The following is an 18122-nucleotide window of genomic DNA, read 5'->3' on the forward strand; positions in this document are numbered from 1 at the left end:
CGCTGTGGACCGGCGAACACCCCGCGTACCGGGGGTGTGGGGAGGTCGCTCACGACCGCCATCGGCCCACGTGGGTGACCCGCGGCCGGGCTGTCGTGTCTCTGGCCTAGACTCGGACATCGGTCCTCTCCTGACCAGCGGTCGGCGGACCGAATCCAGATACCGACACTGTCCCGGCTAGGAGAAAACGTTGAAGAGCACCGTCGAGCAGCTCAGCCCGACGCGCGTGAAGATCAATGTCGAGGTGCCGTTCGACGAGCTCAAACCGAACTTCGACCGCGCTTACCGCAAAATCGCCCAGCAGGTCAGGATTCCCGGCTTCCGTCCTGGCAAGGCCCCAGCGCGTGTCCTCGAAAGCCGGATCGGCCGCGCCCCGGTGCTCGACGAGGTCGTCAACGAGGCCATCCCCGCGAAGTACCTTGAGGCGGTCCGTTCCGGCGAGGTTCGCACGCTCGGCCAGCCCGACTTCGAGGTCACCAAGCTTGAGGACCGCGAGGTACTCGAGTTCAGCGCCGAGGTCGACGTACGGCCCGAGATCACGGTCCCCGACCTCTCCGACATCTCGGTGAGCGTCGAGGACGTCGAACTCACCGACGCTGAGGTCGACGAGCAGCTCGACGAGCTGCGCGCGAGGTTCGGCACCCTCACCGGTGTCGAGCGGCCCGCCGAGAACGGCGACTTCGTCTCGATCGATCTCGCCGCGACCGTCGACGGCGAAGAGGTGCCCGACGCGGCGACCTCGGGTCTTTCCTACGAGATCGGCTCGGGTCAGCTCGTCGACGGCATCGACGAGGCGATCATCGGCGCGACCGAGGGCGAGACGAAGACCTTCACCACGAGGCTGGTCGCGGGCGACCACGCAGGCAAGGACGCCGATGTCTCGGTCACGGTGAACTCGATCAAGCAGAGGGAGCTTCCCGAAGCCGACGACGAGTTCGCCCAGCTCGCCAGCGAGTTCGACACGATCGACGAGCTGAAGGCCGACCTGCGCGAGCGCATCGGCCGCATGAAGCGCATGCAGCAGGGCGTCGAGGCGAGGGACAAGGTCCTCGACGAGCTGCTGGAGCGCACCGAGGTCCCGATCCCGGAGAAGGTCCTCGAATCCGAGATCGAGAACCGCAAGCACGACGCGATCCACCCGTTCGACCACGACGAGGACGCCTTCAAGGCATCGCTCGAAGCCGAGGGCGGCAACGCCGAGGAGTGGGAGACCGAGGTTCGCACCGAGGCCGAGAAGTCGGTGCGCACCCAGTTGCTGCTCGACACGATCGCCGACGAGAAGGACGTGTCGGTGAACGACTCGGAGCTCACCGAGCGGATCATCTATCAGGCTCAGCGGTTCGGCGTCAGCCCTGACGAGTACGTCCAGCGGGCGCAGCAGTCGGGTCAGCTCGGCGCGATCTTCGCCGACGTGCGCAGGGGCAAGGCGCTGGCGACGATCGTGCGGGGCGCCACCGTCACCGACGCCTCCGGCACGGCCGTCGACCTCGACGAGCTGTTCGGCAAGGAGGACGAGGCGGACGAGCAGGCTCCCGCCGAGTCGGTCGAGAACGACACCGCCACTGATTCGGGTGAGACCGGCGAGACCCAGGTCACGGACGAGGCGGCGGCTTCCGCCAACAAGTGACGCATTCTCATGCTCTGAGCGAACTCGGGCGGTGTCAGGCATTCTGCGCCGCCCGAGTTCGTTAGGGTCGGTTGCAAGATCTGAGACTTCTGAAAAGGCAGGCAGACGTGACGCAGCACATGCCCGAGGGGCGAACCAGCACCGCGGGGCTCAACCTGACCGACTCTGTGTACGAGCGGCTGCTCCAGGAACGCATCGTGGTGCTCGGCTCGGAGGTCAACGACGAGATCGCCAACCGCATCACGGCGCAGCTCCTGCTGTTGGCGGCGGAAGATTCCCAGGCCGACATCCGCTTTTACATCAACTCGCCGGGTGGCTCCGTCACCGCGGGCTTCGCCATCTACGACACCATGCAGCTCATCGAGCCGGACGTGGCGACGTACGCGATGGGGCTCGCGGCCTCGATGGGGCAGTTCCTGCTGTCCTCCGGTACACCGGGCAAGCGGTACGCGCTCCAGCACGCGCGGATCCTGATGCACCAGCCCTCGGCCGGGGTCGGTGGCACCGCCTCTGACATCGCGATCCAGGCCGAAGTCTTCGGCAAGTGGAAGCAGGAGCTCGCGCGGATCACCGCGGAGCAGACCGGGCAGAGCATCGAGCAGATCATCGCCGACGGCGACCGCGACCGGTGGTTCACGTCCGAGGAGGCCAAGGACTACGGCTTCGTCGATCAGGTGCTCACGCGGGAGAACCCGCAACCGAACTCGAACTGACCGGGCACAGCAGGAGGAACGACAACCCATGAGCAGCCCATATCTTCCGCAGTCCCGGTACGTGTTGCCCTCCTATGTGGAGCGCACCTCCTACGGGATGAAGGAGTCCAACCCGTACAACAAGTTGTACGAGGAGCGCCAGATCATGCTCGGCGTGCAGGTGGACGACGCTTCGGCCAACGACGTGATGGCCCAGCTGCTGCACCTCGAACACGAGGACCCCGACAGGGACATCACGATCTACATCAACTCGCCGGGTGGTTCGTTCACCGCGCTGATGGCGATCTACGACACGATGCAGTACGTGCGCCCCGACATCCAGACGGTGTGCCTCGGCCAGGCCGCGTCGGCCGCGGCCGTGCTGCTGGCCGCCGGAACCAAGGGCAAGCGGCTCGCCCTTCCCAACGCGAGGGTGCTGATCCACCAGCCCGCCACCGAAGGTACCTACGGGCAGGTGTCGGACCTGGAGATCCAGGCGGCCGAGATCCAGCGGGTCCGCAGGCTGATGGAGACCGTGCTGGCCAAGCACACCAACAAGTCGGTCGACGAGGTCCGTACGGACGTCGAGCGCGACAAGATCCTCCTCCCCGAGGAAGCCGTCGAGTACGGCATCATCGACCAGGTGTTGCAGTACCGCAAGGCATCCAACGAGAACTGAAACCCGTACGCGAGGCCTACGGGTGCGTGTCGGCTGACGACACGCACCCGCTCGCGGGGCTATCGTCTTTCCCACGCGCCTGGAATTCCCGTTGGTCCTCCCGCGGGGCGCGCTGGACGGGTACCGTCATTGGCAACGCACAAGTCAGGTGCAACTCGCACCGGAGGGGACGAGGTCAGCGGTCATGGCACGGATCGGCGACGGCGGGGACCTGCTGAAGTGTTCTTTCTGCGGCAAGAGCCAAAAACAGGTGAAGAAGCTCATTGCCGGGCCTGGTGTCTACATCTGCGACGAGTGCATCGACCTGTGCAACGAGATCATCGAAGAGGAGCTGGCCGAAGCCGGCGACGTCAAGCTGGATGAGCTGCCCAAACCGGCCGACATCCACGACTTCCTTGAGCAGTACATCATCGGCCAGGGCGACGCCAAGCGCTCGCTCGCCGTCGCGGTGTACAACCACTACAAGCGCATCCAGTCCGAGGGCAAGGCCGGCCCCAAGGACTCGAAGGACGAGCCGGTCGAGCTCGCCAAGTCCAACATCCTGATGCTGGGACCCACCGGCTGCGGCAAGACCTATCTCGCGCAGACGCTGGCGAAGTTGCTCAACGTCCCATTCGCGATCGCCGACGCCACCGCGCTGACGGAGGCCGGTTACGTCGGTGAGGACGTCGAGAACATCCTGCTCAAGCTCATTCAGGCCGCCGATTACGACGTCAAGCGCGCCGAGACCGGCATCATCTACATCGACGAGGTCGACAAGATCGCCCGCAAGTCGGAGAACCCCTCGATCACGAGGGACGTGTCCGGCGAGGGCGTGCAGCAGGCGCTGCTGAAAATACTGGAGGGCACTACCGCCTCGGTGCCGCCGCAGGGTGGTCGCAAGCATCCCCACCAGGAATTCATCCAGATCGACACCACCAACGTGTTGTTCATCGTCGCCGGTGCCTTCGCGGGTCTCGAAAAGATCATCAACGACCGGATCGGCAAGCGGGGGCTGGGTTTCGGAGCGGAGATCCGCACCAAGCGCGAGATCGAGGAGAGCGACGTCTTCTCGGAGACCATGCCGGAAGACCTGATCAAGTTCGGGCTCATCCCGGAATTCATCGGCAGGCTCCCGGTCGTCGCGAGCGTGACCAACCTCGACAAGGCCTCGCTGGTAAAGATCCTGACCGAGCCGCGCAACGCGCTCACCAAGCAGTACAAGAAGCTCTTCGAGATGGACAACGTCGAGCTGGAGTTCACGAAGACCGCGCTGGAGGCCATCGCCGACCAGGCGTTGTTGCGGGGTACCGGTGCTCGCGGGCTCAGGGCGATCATGGAAGAAGTGCTCCAGACCTGCATGTACGACATCCCGAGTCGCGACGATGTCGCGAAGGTCGTGATCACCGAGCAGACCGTGCGGGAGAACGTCAACCCGACCATCGTGTCGCGCCAGCCTTCTCGCAGGCAGCGCGGCGAACGCGGAGAAAAATCCGCCTGAGCGTTCCTGAGTGCCGATGAGTTCTCCTCGCGACGCCGACACCGGCGAGCAGTCCGAAGCCGATCAGATCGCGGCCAGGATCGTCGACGCGGGGCGGCTGAAGCATCCGCGGTTGCACGTGGCGATCGTGGTGGTGCTCGGGGTGCTGACCGCCGTGTCGGTCGTCGCCGCCATCGTCCGCCTTTCCCTGCTGCCACTGCTGCCGCTGGCTCCGCTGGGGGTGGCGGCCTATCTGGCGTGGCGGGCACGAGCCGCGACAGGGGACCGGAAGGTGATCGCCTGGACCGCGGCATTGACCGTCATGGCCGCCCTGGCGTTCTGGTTACTCGCCGTTATTGGCCGGATTCTCGCCTGATATGGGGTTTGCCGGTGCGGAGACGTGGATAGCCCCGTATCCGACGACACGGCTATCGAGAGGGACGCGGCCGTGAAGGCAATCAGGGACCTGTCGGCGGGTGCGTTCGAGCACCCGGCTTTGCTGTACCGGGACGAGGAAAGCTATCTCGCCGGCACGGTTCCGTTCGTGCGCGCCGGAGTGGCTGCGAACGAGCCGGTCGCCGTCGCCGTGCCAGGGCCGAAGGGAACGAGCATCGCCTCGGCGCTCGGGCTCGCGGCGAGAAGGGTGACCTGGATCGACATGCGGCAGGCCGGCCGCAATCCCGCGCGGATCATCGCCGGGGTTCTTCGGGACTTCGCCGACTCCTGCGGCGACCGGCCCGTTCGCATCATCGGCGAGCCGGTGTGGGCGGGCCGCACCGACAGCGAATACCCGGCGTGCGCACAGCACGAGGCCCTCATCAACGCCGCCTTCGCCGGCCGAGGCGCCACGATCCTGTGCCCCTACGACGTGTCCGCGCTGAGCGCGGCCGTGCTGGCCGATGCCGAACGGACCCACCCCGTCCTCGTCGAGGACGGGATCCGGCGGCAGAGCGCGGGCTACGCGCCGGACGAGGTCGTTTCGCGGTACAACCTGCCGCTGGAGGTACACCCTTACGCCGCGTCGATGCAGTTCGACCTCGGCAGTCTCGGCAAGGCACGGCACTTCGCCGTCGCGGCGGGCGGCGAAGCGGGGCTCGCCGGTGACGTGCTCGACGACCTTGCTCTCGCCGTCGGCGAACTCACGGCCAACAGTGTCCAGCACGGCGGAGGGACCGGCCTGCTGAGCGTGTGGCGGGACGACGGTCAGCTCGTGATCCAGGTGGCCGACGCGGGCAGGCTGGCCGATCCGCTCGCGGGACGCAGGTCGGCGAGCGGCCATCAGCGAGGCGGGCGTGGCCTTCTGCTCGTCAATCATGTCGCCGACCTCGTCAGAACCCATGTGACGGAGCGGGGTACGACGACACGCGCGTACTTCCGGCTTCCCTAGTGTTCATGCCGACCGGTCGCCGAGCGGGGCGTACTTGCCGAGGAATCCGATGAGCCCGGGGACGGCTGTCCGGAAGAACTGGTCGTTGTGGCCGCCTGGCGCTGTGTAGGCGATTTCCGGCTTGGCACGCCTGATGAATTCCCGTACGCCGGGAATGAACGCGTCGCCGGTTCCGCACCACACGGCGGTCGGGATTCCGGCGGTTGCCGTGATGTGCCGCAGCGGGTCCATCGAAGCCCAGTCCGCGCGATCGTCGAACGCGTTGCGCTTGCGCATCTCCGGCCATGACGTGATGAGCGCGGGGGAGATGGCGCCGATCGCGCGTACCGGCTGCCGCCGTTCCTTGCGCCGTCTGCCGTAGAGCAGCGCCCCGAAGCCGCCCATCGACGTGCCGGTGACGGCGAACGGGCGCCCGTCAGCGCCGCCGAGCCCGCGTTCCCTCAGCCACACCGGGATTTCCTCAAGCAGCATGGCCATCGGATCGTCGCCGGGATTGTGCTGGTGCCAGTAGCTGTCGCCGCCGTCGACCGCGACGAACCCGTATGGCCGGACCTGCTTTGCGGTGACCTGCGAACTCAGCCTGCGCAGCAGGCCGGTCGCGCCGGCCGTGCGAGCGGAACCGTGAAGTCCGTGCAACAGCAGGGACATCGGCAGTCCCCTCGGCGGCTCGTTGACGGGCAACACGAAGACAAGGTCGACGTAACGGCCCCGCGCGTGGGAATAGACCCGCTCCGAGCGTGCCGCGCCGGGCCCGACGAGCGGTGTGGGATAGGCGGTGCCCGCCGAACGGCGTAGCGCGGTGGTCGATGTGGACGGCGGGCCGGTCAGCCCGACGGCGGTGGCTGCCCCGACTCCGATGCCGGAGGCCGCGCCCGCGATGAGAAACGCGCGCCTTCCGAAGCCGGGTTGTCGTGCTGGGTTCCCGTCGGCTGCATGCACCCCAACCTCCCAACGTCCCGTGTGCATTCACATCGTCGCGCTGTGGTAAGGCGTTTCCAACTCCAGCCACTCGCAGGAGTGATCTTCGTTGTGGGGGTTAGGTTTCCACGATGCGTTTGTCGCCCGTGTACACGTTCATGCTGCTGCCGCGCAGGAAACCGACGACGGTCATTCCGTTCTCCTCCGCGAGTTCCACTGCCAGTGACGATGGCGCGGACACCGCTGCCAGCAGCGGCATTCCCGCCATCGCGGCTTTCTGGACGAGCTCGAACGACGCCCTTCCCGACACCAGCAATCCGGTGTTCAGCAGGGGAATCCGGTCGTCGAGCAGTGCCCAGCCGAGCACTTTGTCGACGGCGTTGTGCCTTCCGATGTCCTCGCGGACCACCAGCAGCTCGCCGTCCTCGGAAAACAGCGCGGCCGCGTGTAAACCGCCCGTTGCGGCGAAAACGCGTTGTCGCTGCCTGAGGTCGTCGGGCAGCGCGGCGAGCGTGTCTGTGGTAACGGCGAACGGGGAGCCGGAAGGGTCGAACCTGCTGCGCAGTTTGACGGCGTCCAGTGCCGCTTTTCCGCACACTCCGCACGAGGACGTGGTGTAGAAGTTGCGCTCGACACCGGTGTCCGGTTCCGGGACTCCCTCGGCGAGGGCGAGGTCGAGCACGTTGTAGGTGTTGCGGCCGGTGTCGTCGACGCTGTCGCAGTAGCGGGCCGTGGCGATGTCGGCGCGGGAACCGATGACCCCCTCCGACAGCAGAAACCCGTGTGCCAGTTCCACATCGTGGCCGGGTGTACGCATGGTGACCGCGAGCGGTTTGCCCGCGACCCTGAGCTCAAGTGGTTCTTCCGCGGCCAGTGCGTCCGGCCTGCGCCGCTGCCCCTGTGCGGTGAGCATCCGCACCGGCCGGCGCACGGTGACTCGGCCCATCGGTCACCTCTTCCCGAAATGAAGTTCGACAGTGCTTGCTGTGTGCGCGTGTTTCCAGTAAGACATTGCCCGACCTGTCCACATACATTCGACCGTATTCAGTGTACGGAGGTGCCGTCGTGGCACTCGGCTTCCTTGACCGCTCTCGCAGCATCGCACCCCCTGGCTGGAGCAGATGGCTGATCCCGCCCGCGGCGCTGTCGGTGCATCTGGCCATCGGACAGGTCTACGCATGGAGCGTATTCAAACCGCCGCTGGAAGACACCCTTTCGCTGTCCGGGACGGCGAGCGCGCTGCCCTTCCAGTTCGGCATCGTGATGCTCGGGCTCTCCGCCGCGTTCGGCGGAACCCTGGTCGAGCGCAACGGCCCCCGGTGGGCCATGTTCGTGTCGATGACCTGCTTTTCCGCCGGTTTCCTCATCTCGGCGCTCGGCGTGGCCACCTCCCAGTACTGGCTCGTCGTGTTCGGTTACGGAGTCGTCGGCGGCATCGGACTCGGTATCGGGTACATCTCGCCGGTGTCGACGCTCATCAAGTGGTTTCCCGACCGGCCTGGGATGGCCACCGGTATCGCGATCATGGGCTTCGGTGGCGGCGCGCTGATCGCCTCGCCGTGGTCGAGCGGGATGCTGGAGGCTTTCGGCGTCACCACGGGCGGGATCGCGACGGCCTTCCTCGTCCACGGCCTCGTCTACCTCGTGTTCATGTCGATGGGCGTGTTCCTGGTTCGGGTACCCGCACCGGACTGGCGGCCACCGAACTGGAAACCGGAGCAGGCGGTCGGCGGCAAGATGATCACCACGGCCAGCGTCTCGGCCCGCAACGCCATCAGGACTCCACAGTTCTGGTTGCTCTGGGTGATCCTGTGCTTCAACGTCACCGCGGGTATCGGCATCCTTGAGAAGGCAAGCCCGATGATCACGGAGTTCTTCCGGGGCACCTCGGTTCCGGTCGGCGCGGCGGCAGCGGCGGGCTTCGTCGGCCTGCTCTCGCTGACCAACATGCTCGGCAGGTTCGTCTGGTCGTCCACATCGGACATCGTCGGCCGCCGCAACATCTACCGGCTCTACCTCGGTGCCGGTGCGCTGATGTATCTCGTGATCGCGCTGACGACCAACAGTTCCAAGCTGGTGTTCGTGTTGTGCGCGATGCTGATCCTTTCCTTCTACGGTGGTGGTTTCGCGACGGTACCCGCCTACCTCAAGGACCTGTTCGGTACCTATCAGGTCGGAGCGATCCACGGCAGGCTGCTCACCGCCTGGTCCGCGGCGGGGGTGCTGGGGCCGCTGATCGTCAACGCGATCGCCGACAGCCAGGAGGCGGCGGGCAAGGAAGGTCCCGCGTTGTACACGACGTCACTGTTCATCATGATGGGTTTGCTGGTGGTCGGTTTCGTGGCCAACGAGCTGGTGCGCCCAGTGGACCCGAAGTTCCACGAGCCCGTCGCCGACGCGGCGAGCCCGGCTCAGAAGGAGGCCAGGTGAACGACACCCCGCACACGCGTCGGCTGCCGCTGCTGGTGCTGGTCTGGCTGTGGGTCGGCCTGCCCTTCGCCTATGGCTTCTACGAGCTCATCCTCAAGGTCGTGCAACTGTTCGGCGGCTGAGGCCCTGGCGTTGTACCGATCAGTAACCAAGATCTCGTTGCGGAGCGGCCGTCGAGCCGAAAGACTTGTCGGCGTTGTCAGGGGGCCACGGTTCGAGCGCGCGGCTTGCCGCCCGTCGTGTTTCGCGCGGGCGGGACGTCCGGCGCGCTCGCCGGTTTCCTGACGCGGCACCCCTCGGCGCCGGGGCTTTCCGAAACACCGGGACCCACGGCGCCGAGCGCATCAGGTCGCGGCAACAGGCGCGGCCACACGCGCGCTGGCCGCCGCCACCGGTGAGAACCGCCGGGACGGCGACCAGCAGGGGTACCCAATCGCGCGAGTCCCGCACTCAGGACGTCGAGATGCGCGCTCGGGCCCCGTGAGCCCCGCCGGAGGCCACAAAGGACACTCGTGGGACGTCAGCCCGCGCTTCCCGAACCGGCACTCGCCGCTTCGAGCCTGATCACGATGGCCTTGGACGCGGGGGTATTCGAGGTGTCGGCGACGGCGTCGAGCGGAACGAGCGCGTTGGCCTCGGGGAAGTACGCTGCCGCGCAGCCACGGGCGGTCGGATAGGACACCAGCCGGAACCTCGGTGCCCTCCGTACGCCCTCGCCCCATTCGGACACGAGATCGACGAGGTCACCGTCGGCGAAGCCCAGTTCGGCGATGTCGGCGGGATGCACGAGAACGACCCGTCGTCCTCCCTCGATGCCCCGGTAGCGGTCGGACAGCCCGTAGATGGTGGTGTTGTACTGGTCGTGACTGCGCATGGTCTGGAGCAGCAGCCTTCCCTCTGGCACGGCCGGATACTCCAGTTCGCTCGCGGCGAACCTCGCCTTGCCCGTCAGGGTCCCGGTGAATTCCCTGCTGTCCCTCGGCGGGTTGGGCAGCACGAATCCGTCCGGTTCGCGGACCCTGGCGTTGTAGTCCTCGCAGCCGGGCACGACCGCCGCGATGTGGTCGCGGATCGCGTCGTAGTCGCCTTCGAATCGCGCCCATGGCACCGGATGGTCCTCGCCGAAGAGTGCCGTGCCCAGGCGCGACAGGATCGCGACCTCGGACAGCAGCTGCTCGCTCGCCGGTGCGAGCGCGCCGTGCGAGGCGTGGACCGCCGACATCGAGTCCTCGACGGTGACGAACCGTTCGGTCCCTTGCCACACGTCGCGTTCCGTGCGGCCCAGCGTCGGCAGGATCAATGCCCTCGTGCCGGTGACGACGTGTGAGCGGTTGAGTTTCGTCGACACGTGCACGGTCAGCGAGCAGTTGCGCAGCGCTTTTTCCGTGTGCTCGGTGTCCGGTGTCGCCGACGCGAAGTTGCCGCCGACGGCGAAGAACACCTTGCCTTTTCCGTCGCGCATCGCGCGGATGGCCTCGACGACGTCCCAGCCGTGCTCGCGAGGGACGGTGATGCCGAATTCCGCGTCGAGCGCGGCGAGGAAGCTTTCCGGCATTCGTTCCCAGATGCCCATGGTGCGGTCGCCCTGGACGTTCGAGTGCCCCCTGACCGGGCACAGGCCAGCTCCCGGCTTGCCGATCATTCCCCGCATGAGCGCGAGATTGGCGACCTCCCTGATGGTCGGCACGGCGTGCTTGTGCTGGGTGAGCCCCATCGCCCAGCAGTACACGGTGCGCCGCGACCGCGCGATCATGCCCGCGACCCTCGCGATCTGTTCGCGGGCCAGCCCGGTGGCCTTGTCGACCTCGGCCCAGTCCAGAGCGCGCACCTGTTTCGCGTAGTCGGCGTAGCCGTCGGTGGATCCTTCGACGAAGTCGCGATCGAGCACCGTGCCGGGCGCGGAGTCCTCCCACGACACGAGCAGGTTGCCCACCGCCTGCAACAGCGCGAGATCCCCGCCGAGCCGGACCTGGCAGAACTCGTCGGCGAGCGGGCTTCCCTTGCCGAGTACTCCGCGTACTGTCTGCGGGTCCTTGAAGCGCAGCAGACCGGCTTCCGGCAACGGGTTGATCGCGACGACCTTCGCCCCGTTGTCCTTCGCCTTCGACAGCGCCGAGAGCATCCTGGGGTGGTTCGTGCCGGGATTCTGTCCGATCACGACGATCAGGTCCGCTTCGTGGACGTCGGCCAGCGACACGGTGCCCTTGCCGATACCGGTCGACTCCGTCAGCGCCGCGCCGGAGGACTCGTGGCACATGTTGCTGCAATCGGGAAGGTTGTTGGTGCCGAAACCGCGCGCGAGAAGCTGGTAGACGAACGCGGCCTCGTTGCTCGTGCGGCCCGAGGTGTAGAAGATGGCCTCGCCGGGGTGCGCGAGTGAGCGAAGTTCACCCGCTACCAAGGAAAACGCCTCGTCCCACGCGATCGGCGTGTAGTGGGTGGCGCCCTCGCGCAGCACCATCGGCTCGGTGAGCCTGCCCTGCTGACCGAGCCAGTAGTCGCTCTTGCCAGCTAGCTCCTCGACCGAGTGTGCCGCGAAGAAGTCCGCGCCTGCCTTGCGTTTCGTCGCTTCCTCGGCCACGGCCTTCGCGCCGTTCTCGCAGAACTCGGCGAGCTTGCGGTGTTCTCCGTCGGCTTCCCTCGGCTCCGGCCACGCGCAGCCGGGACAGTCGAAACCGGAGCGCTGGTTCAGCAGCCGGAGCGTGCGGACGGTCCTGCCGGCTCCCATCTGTTCCCACGACCTGCGCAGGGACACCGTGACGCCGGGGATGCCCGCCGCCCACTGTTTGGGTTCGCCGATGCGGAGGGAGTTCTCGGAGTCGTCGTCGAAGTCCTCGCGCGGTGCGTTACGTGCCACGGCCGCCATTCTGAGCCGGAGTAGCCGAGCGCGCGAGCGTCGCCGGTCCGCGCAGGCGGCGATCGGCGATCGTCACCACAAGCAGGGCGAGCGCGACCACGCCGAGCGCGATGCCGAGCGCGTGCAGTCCGCGTGCGCTCGGTTCCGCGCCGAAACACGCCGCGATCAGGGCGGATGCCAGCATCGCGCCGATGTATTGCGCGGTGCGGAAGAAGCCGCTCGCCGTTCCCATCTGCGCCGAGGAAGCCTGCGCGTAGAGTGCTGTCTGATTTGTCACACTGGTCAGTCCCTGCGCGAGACCGAACAGCGCGGCGACGAGAATCAGCAACCCGATCCAAGTGCTGGTCTCGACGAACAACAGCAGCACGGAGCCCGCGACGAGCGCCGCGACCGAGAGCACGAGCCGCAGCCGGATTCCGGTGATGCGCGCGGAAAACGCCGCGGCGGTGACCGCGACGACCGACATCGGCAGCAGCAGGAATCCCGCTTCCGCCTCGCCGAGTCCCCTGTCGGTCTGTAGCCATTGCACGTAGCCGAAGAGAATCGCGTAGATCGCGAGAAACGCGAGCGCTTGCCGGAGATAGGTGCGCAGGATGGCGCCGTCGGTCAGCACCCCCTTCACGTCGAGCCGGGGAGCGGGGCCCGTGCGGGGCCGGTCACGCGGCACCCAGATCCAGGCCAGCAGCATCGCCCCGGCGGCGAGCGGGACGTTCACGGCGAAGATGGCGGGCCAGCCGAACAGCGCGATGAGCGCGCCCCCGAAGGTCGGACCGATGACCATGATCGTCTGCGCGGACACCGAAAGCGCGGCGAGTGTTCCCGCCGGGATACCGCCTCCGTTGGCGTCGCCGTGCCTGCGCAGGACCGCCATCGCGGCGGGAAAACCGGCGCACGTGCCGATGCCGAGCAGCGCCCGCACCCCGATGAGCCAGTCGAGCGAGAGGGCGAGCAGGCCGCCGGTTCCGGCGAGCGCGACCGCGGCGGCACCGGCGAGCAGTACTTTGCGGGGACCCCAGCGGTCGACGAGCATTCCCGCGATGGGCTGGCCGATGGCGGTGGCGAGGTAGAGGCTCGTGATGAGCAGTGCGGTTTGCGCGGGCCCTGAGCCGAACGTGTGCCCGATGGGCACGAGCGCCACCGCGATCATGGTGGAGTTGAGGGGATTGAGGATGGCGCTTGCCACGAGCGGGACGACCAGCTTGGGGCTGATCCTGACGGCTGGGTGTGTCGCGGTGGTGGTCGTGGTCGCCTTCCTCAGTGTTGGGCGAGGCGCTCCAGCAGCGGCATGGCCTCGGCGATGGTGGAGCGTTCCCGTGCGGTGAACCCGGCGGCGAGCGCGGCGGCGAGCCATTCGTCCCTGTGCTGGTGCACTCCCTGAACGGTTTTCCTGCCCAGGTCCGACAGCGAGAGCACGACCCTGCGGCCGTCCTTCGGGTCACTGCCGCGTTCGAGGTAGCCCAGTTCGTCGAGCACCGCGATGGTCGCGGCCATGGATTGCTGCCGTACGTGTTCGGCCGAGGCCAGCTCACTCTGCGTGGCAGCGCCTTCCCTGTTGAGCCTGCCGAGTACCGCCGACTGCGTCGGGGTCAGTACTTCGGCGTTGTCGACCTGCCGCAGCCGCCGGTGCAGTTGGCCGACGACTCCGCGGAGCTGCCCTGCGAGCTGGGCGATCTGATGGGGAACGCGGGTCATGTGCACAGTCTAGCCTGTGCAGTCTGAACTGTGTATTGTCGCGCTCCGTGTCCGGCGGGCCGCGCCGGTGGTCACTCATGCTCCGGAGGTTCGTACACTGACCGGTTGTGACGGAGAACGCGCCCCAGCAACCCACCGAACTGCCCAACGCATGGAACCCGGCCGAGGAAGAAGCCGGCCTTTACGAGCGCTGGGTATCGGCTGGTTACTTCACGGCCGACGCGGAGTCGGACAAGCCGCCGTTCACGATCGTGCTTCCTCCGCCCAACGTCACCGGCAGCCTGCACATGGGACACGCGCTCAACCACACCCTGATGGACGCGCTGACCCGCAGGCGCAGGATGCAGGGCTACGAGGTGCTGTGGCTGCCTGGCATGGACCACGCGGGCATCGCCACCCAGAACGTCGTCGAGCGTGACCTCGCCGGTGAGGGACTTTCCCGGCACGACCTCGGCAGGGAACGGTTCGTCGAGCGGGTCTGGGACTGGAAGGCCACCTACGGCGGCAAGATCCTCGACCAGATGCGCAGGCTCGGTGACGGCGTCGACTGGTCGCGCGAGCGGTTCACGATGGACGAGAACCTGTCGCTGGCCGTGCGCGCGATGTTCAAGAAGCTCTACGACGACGGCCTTGTCTACCGCGCCGAGCGCATCATCAACTGGTGCCCTCGCTGCCACACCGCGCTGTCGGACATCGAGGTCGAACACTCCGACGACGACGGCGAACTGGTGTCCATCCGCTATGGCGACGGCGACGCCTCGATCGTCGTGGCCACGACGCGGGCCGAGACGATGCTCGGTGACACTGCCGTCGCGGTGCATCCGGACGACGAGCGCTACGCCCACCTCGTCGGCACCGAGATCGAACTGCCGCTCACCGGGCGGCGCATTCCGGTCGTCGCCGACGAGCACGTCGACCCCGAATTCGGGACCGGCGCGGTGAAGGTGACTCCCGCGCACGATCCCAACGACTTCGAGATCGGCCGCAGGCACGACCTGCCGATGCTGACGATCATGGACGAGCGGGCCGCGATCACGGTCCCAGGCCCATTCGAGGGCATGGACCGGTTCGAGGCCAGGCCCGCCGTCGTCGCGGCGCTGCGCGAACAGGGCCGGATCGTGGCGGAGAAGCGGCCCTACGTGCACGCGGTCGGGCACTGCTCGCGGTGCGACACCGTCGTCGAGCCACGCCTGTCACTGCAATGGTGGGTCAAGGTCGAGCCGCTCGCCAGCGCCGCCGGCGAGGCCGTGCGGGACGGCCGTACGACCGTGCACCCGCAGGAGCTGGCCAAGCGCTACTTCGACTGGGTCGACAACATGCACGACTGGACCATCTCGCGTCAGTTGTGGTGGGGGCACCGCATTCCCGTCTGGTACGGCCCCGACGGCGAGATGGTGTGCGTCGGACCCGGCGAGCAGCCACCGGCGGGCGAGGGCTGGTACCAGGATCCCGACGTCCTCGACACGTGGTTCTCCTCGGGCCTGTGGCCCTTCTCGACGATGGGCTGGCCGGAGCAGACGGCCGATCTCGCGAAGTTCTATCCGACCAGTGTGCTGTCCACCGGCTACGACATCCTGTTCTTCTGGGTCGCCAGGATGATGATGCTCGGTCTCCACGCGATGGACGGCGTGCAGCCCTTCGACCACATCTACCTGCACGGGCTCATTCGCGACGCGAGCGGCAAGAAGATGTCCAAGTCGCGGGGCAACGTCATCGACCCGCTCGACTGGATGGACCGCTTCGGCGCCGACGCCACGCGGTTCACGCTCGCTCGCGGAGCCAACCCCGGCGCGGACATGGCACTCGCCGAGGAGTGGGCGGCCGGGTCCCGCAACTTCTGCACGAAACTGTGGAACGCCACCAGGTTCGCGATCGGCAACGGGGCGGTCGCTGGCAGGCGACTGCCGGACGCGGCCGAGCTGACGGAGGCGGACCGCTGGATACTCGGCAGGCTGCGTACCGTGGTGTCCGAAGTGGACTCGCTGCTGGAGGAGTTCCAGTTCGCCAAGGCCACCAACGTGCTCTACCACTTCACCTGGGACGAGCTGTGTGACTGGTACCTGGAGCTGGCGAAGGTCCAGCTCACCGAGGACAGCGCCGCCGCGGAGAACACGCGCGTCGTGCTCGGGCAGGCGCTGGACACGGTGCTGCGACTGCTGCACCCCTTCATTCCGTTCATCACCGAACGCCTGTGGACGACGCTGACCGGAGGTGAGTCGCTCGTCGTCGCCGCGTGGCCCGAGGGCGCGATCGCGCTGCCCGCCGTCGACGAGGTCGCCGACAGCCGGATCGCCGACGTGCAGAAGCTGGTCACCGAGATCCGCCGGTTCCGCTCCGATCAGGGCCTCAAGCCCGGTCAGCGGGTCGCGACCGCCCTTTCCGGTGAGGGGTTCGCCGCCATCGAGGGCCACGAGTCGGCGATCAGGGCGCTCGCCCGGCTGTCCGATCCTTCGGATTCGTTCTCCGCGACGGCGTCACTGGACGTGGCCCTTGGCGGGGGAGTGGCGACCGTCGAGGTCGACACCTCGGGCACGATCGACGTGGCGGCCGAGCGCAAGCGGTTGCACAAGGATCTCGCCGCCGCGGAGAAGGAACTGAAGCAGACCGAGGGCAAGCTCGGCAACCAGGCATTCCTCGACAAGGCACCGGCCGACGTCGTCGACAAGATCAGGATCCGCCGCGACACGGCCGCCGCCGACATCGAGCGCATCACCGGAAAGCTCGCGGCCCTTCCCTCATGAGCGGGCCGAGCGGGCCAGGTCGCGCTTGATCTGGCCCGCGACGCCCTTCATGCCGGAGAGCCGGGGGTGGTAGGACGCGGCGACCTCGCTCGCGTCCTTGCCCTGGATCCAGGCTTTCTTTCCCGCGCACGCGTCGTGCCCGAGCGAGGCGGGGTACATGTCCACAAAGGACGCCCGGCCGTCGTCGGCGACGGCCTTGGCCAGCGCGTCGTTCAGGGCTTCCTCGACGCTGTCGACCCAGGTGTAGTCGCCGTCGGCGAAGGGAAGGATCGCCGGACAGGTTCCGGTGGGCGGCGCGATGCGGGGGTAGCCGACGACGAGCACCGTGGCACGTGGTGAGCGCTGGTGAATGCCGTCGAGAACGTGCTCGACCCTGGTGCCGATGTCGATCGTGGCCTGCTTGAGGGTGTCGACGCCGTCGACGGTGAAGTGTTCCTTGCAGGGCGAGCCGGTGGGATCGCTCTCGCGCAGGGCGGGGCAGACCCCGACGATGCTGCCGAAGACGTTGTGGTCGTTGCCGCCGATGCCGACGGTGACGAGATTGGTGTCCCGGCGCAGCGCGTCGAACTGCGGCTCGTTCACCCCTCCGGCCACCTGCTGGGGACTGGTCATGTGCGGGGTCGCGGCACCGCCACAACTCACGTCCGTGAACGAGCGCACGTGCAGTCGCTTGGCAAGCAGCGAGGGGTAGTTGCTGGTCGAGCGCGCGCAGCCGGCCGGATCGGCGCGCTGAACGGGAATGAGCGGCCCCGAGGTGTAGGAGTCGCCGAGCGCGACGTAGCGCGTGAACTTCGCCGGTTTCGCCGCCGCTCCTCCCGCCGTGAGCAGCGAAGCCAGCAACAGGCCGGCGAGCGTGGCGATGACCAGGGTGGCGCGGGAGCGGGGCATCTCTTGTTTCTAGTCGCTGCCGGTCCGCGCGAGTACTCCCTGAACGGATGCTAGGACTGCGCGAGTTGGTCCAATCCCCTGGTCACCAGGTCGATGCCGATCTGAGCCGAGCCGACGATGTCGGGCAGCGAGTCACCTCTGGCGATACCGGCACGGGCGGCGCCCTGCATCGCGCCGATGAGCGCGCCGACCGCGCTTCCCGCGGTGATCGGATCCAGCCACGGCGCTGCCTCGTGCAGCACGGAGGCGAGCCTGTTTTCGGCTTCGTACAGCAGTGCCTGCGATCTCCCGCGCAGTTCCGGCACCGACATGATCAGCTTCGCCTGCGCCAGGTTGACCTCGCCGCGTGGTTCCTCGCCAGAGGACAGCCAGTCCAGTAGATCCAGCGCGATCAGCCGCAGCGCCTGCGGCGGCGCGTCGTCGGCGAGCCGCGCTCGGAAGGCGTCTTCGAGGGTGTCGATGCGGCGCATCCGGTGCGCGAACAGTACGTCTTCCTTGCCGGAGAAGTAGTTGAACAGCGTCTTGGTCGACACGCCTGCCTCGGCGGCGATCTCGGCGACGGTGGTGTTGGCGTAGCCCTTCTCCTGGAACAGCCGCATGGCCGCCTCGAAGAGCGCGGCCCGGGTCTGCTGTTTCTTCTGCTCCCGTAATCCCAGCTCTCGCACCGGCTCACCCTACGCCGGCGCCATAAATTTACAACGGTTGTAACTTGGCATCGGATGGTGTTTGATAGTTAATGTCAGTTTCCGAAC

At 67.3% G+C, this 18122-nt stretch carries 16 protein-coding genes; 9 read left to right on the plus strand and 7 right to left on the minus strand.

Going from position 1 to position 18122, the window contains the following annotated elements:
* Window positions 1-190: 190 nt before the first annotated feature.
* The 6 genes from tig to BAY61_RS08785 all read left to right on the plus strand — a co-directional run bounded on the left by tig (window position 191) and on the right by BAY61_RS08785 (window position 5844).
* Window positions 191-1627, plus strand: a complete 1437-nt coding sequence (gene tig, locus BAY61_RS08760; RefSeq protein ID WP_091794836.1) for a trigger factor — start codon at window positions 191-193, stop codon at window positions 1625-1627.
* 107 nt (window positions 1628-1734) lie between these two features.
* Window positions 1735-2340: an ATP-dependent Clp protease proteolytic subunit gene (locus BAY61_RS08765; RefSeq protein ID WP_256327917.1), complete on the plus strand. Its 606-nt coding sequence runs from the start codon at window positions 1735-1737 to the stop codon at window positions 2338-2340.
* 28 nt (window positions 2341-2368) lie between these two features.
* Window positions 2369-2998: an ATP-dependent Clp protease proteolytic subunit gene (locus BAY61_RS08770; RefSeq protein ID WP_091794842.1), complete on the plus strand. Its 630-nt coding sequence runs from the start codon at window positions 2369-2371 to the stop codon at window positions 2996-2998.
* 184 nt (window positions 2999-3182) lie between these two features.
* Window positions 3183-4478 carry an ATP-dependent Clp protease ATP-binding subunit ClpX gene (clpX, locus tag BAY61_RS08775; protein ID WP_091794845.1) on the plus strand — a complete coding sequence of 432 codons (1296 nt, stop codon included), beginning with the start codon at window positions 3183-3185 and terminating at the stop codon, window positions 4476-4478.
* 16 nt (window positions 4479-4494) lie between these two features.
* Window positions 4495-4833, plus strand: a complete 339-nt coding sequence (locus BAY61_RS08780; RefSeq protein WP_091794847.1) for a hypothetical protein — start codon at window positions 4495-4497, stop codon at window positions 4831-4833.
* A 72-nt stretch (window positions 4834-4905) separates the two neighbouring features.
* Window positions 4906-5844 carry a sensor histidine kinase gene (locus BAY61_RS08785; RefSeq protein ID WP_091794850.1) on the plus strand — a complete coding sequence of 313 codons (939 nt, stop codon included), beginning with the start codon at window positions 4906-4908 and terminating at the stop codon, window positions 5842-5844.
* A 3-nt stretch (window positions 5845-5847) separates the two neighbouring features.
* Here the strand turns inward: BAY61_RS08785 and BAY61_RS08790 are convergent, their stop codons facing one another.
* Together BAY61_RS08790 and fdhD are read right to left on the minus strand one after the other, a co-directional pair.
* Window positions 5848-6783 (minus strand): alpha/beta hydrolase, encoded by a 936-nt coding sequence (locus BAY61_RS08790; RefSeq protein ID WP_245865927.1) that lies wholly within the window; start codon window positions 6781-6783, stop codon window positions 5848-5850.
* A 97-nt stretch (window positions 6784-6880) separates the two neighbouring features.
* Window positions 6881-7708: a formate dehydrogenase accessory sulfurtransferase FdhD gene (gene fdhD / locus BAY61_RS08795; RefSeq protein ID WP_091794856.1), complete on the minus strand. Its 828-nt coding sequence runs from the start codon at window positions 7706-7708 to the stop codon at window positions 6881-6883.
* A gap of 119 nt (window positions 7709-7827) precedes the next feature.
* On the opposite strand from fdhD, the gene BAY61_RS08800 reads away from it, so the two are divergent.
* Both BAY61_RS08800 and BAY61_RS33765 read left to right on the plus strand, forming a co-directional pair.
* Window positions 7828-9192, plus strand: coding sequence for an L-lactate MFS transporter (locus tag BAY61_RS08800; protein ID WP_091798474.1), 1365 nt, complete (start codon window positions 7828-7830; stop codon window positions 9190-9192).
* Window positions 9189-9314 carry an MFS transporter small subunit gene (locus BAY61_RS33765; protein WP_256327918.1) on the plus strand — a complete coding sequence of 42 codons (126 nt, stop codon included), beginning with the start codon at window positions 9189-9191 and terminating at the stop codon, window positions 9312-9314. The genes BAY61_RS08800 and BAY61_RS33765 overlap by 4 nt, the downstream gene beginning before the upstream one ends.
* Before the next feature lie 398 nt (window positions 9315-9712).
* Here the strand turns inward: BAY61_RS33765 and BAY61_RS08805 are convergent, their stop codons facing one another.
* The 3 genes from BAY61_RS08805 to BAY61_RS08815 form a co-directional block, all read right to left on the minus strand.
* The gene (locus BAY61_RS08805) at window positions 9713-12049 is read right to left on the minus strand and encodes an FdhF/YdeP family oxidoreductase (RefSeq protein ID WP_420848715.1); all 2337 of its coding nucleotides are present in this window, start codon (window positions 12047-12049) and stop codon (window positions 9713-9715) included.
* Window positions 12039-13232: an MFS transporter gene (locus BAY61_RS08810; RefSeq protein ID WP_170140059.1), complete on the minus strand. Its 1194-nt coding sequence runs from the start codon at window positions 13230-13232 to the stop codon at window positions 12039-12041. The genes BAY61_RS08805 and BAY61_RS08810 overlap by 11 nt, the downstream gene beginning before the upstream one ends.
* Before the next feature lie 71 nt (window positions 13233-13303).
* Window positions 13304-13741, minus strand: a complete 438-nt coding sequence (locus BAY61_RS08815; protein ID WP_091794864.1) for a MarR family winged helix-turn-helix transcriptional regulator — start codon at window positions 13739-13741, stop codon at window positions 13304-13306.
* 107 nt (window positions 13742-13848) lie between these two features.
* Between BAY61_RS08815 and BAY61_RS08820 the strand changes: the two genes are divergently transcribed.
* Window positions 13849-16482, plus strand: a complete 2634-nt coding sequence (locus tag BAY61_RS08820; RefSeq protein ID WP_091794867.1) for a valine--tRNA ligase — start codon at window positions 13849-13851, stop codon at window positions 16480-16482.
* Here BAY61_RS08820 and BAY61_RS08825 read toward each other — a convergent pair.
* Both BAY61_RS08825 and BAY61_RS08830 read right to left on the minus strand, forming a co-directional pair.
* Window positions 16477-17370, minus strand: coding sequence for an SGNH/GDSL hydrolase family protein (locus tag BAY61_RS08825; RefSeq protein WP_091794869.1), 894 nt, complete (start codon window positions 17368-17370; stop codon window positions 16477-16479). The genes BAY61_RS08820 and BAY61_RS08825 overlap by 6 nt on opposite strands.
* 50 nt (window positions 17371-17420) lie before the next feature.
* Window positions 17421-18035, minus strand: a complete 615-nt coding sequence (locus BAY61_RS08830) for a TetR/AcrR family transcriptional regulator (protein ID WP_245865929.1) — start codon at window positions 18033-18035, stop codon at window positions 17421-17423.
* Window positions 18036-18122 lie beyond the last annotated feature (87 nt).

It is taken from the genome of Prauserella marina, from assembly GCF_002240355.1.
GTDB classification, from domain to species: domain Bacteria; phylum Actinomycetota; class Actinomycetes; order Mycobacteriales; family Pseudonocardiaceae; genus Prauserella_A; species Prauserella_A marina.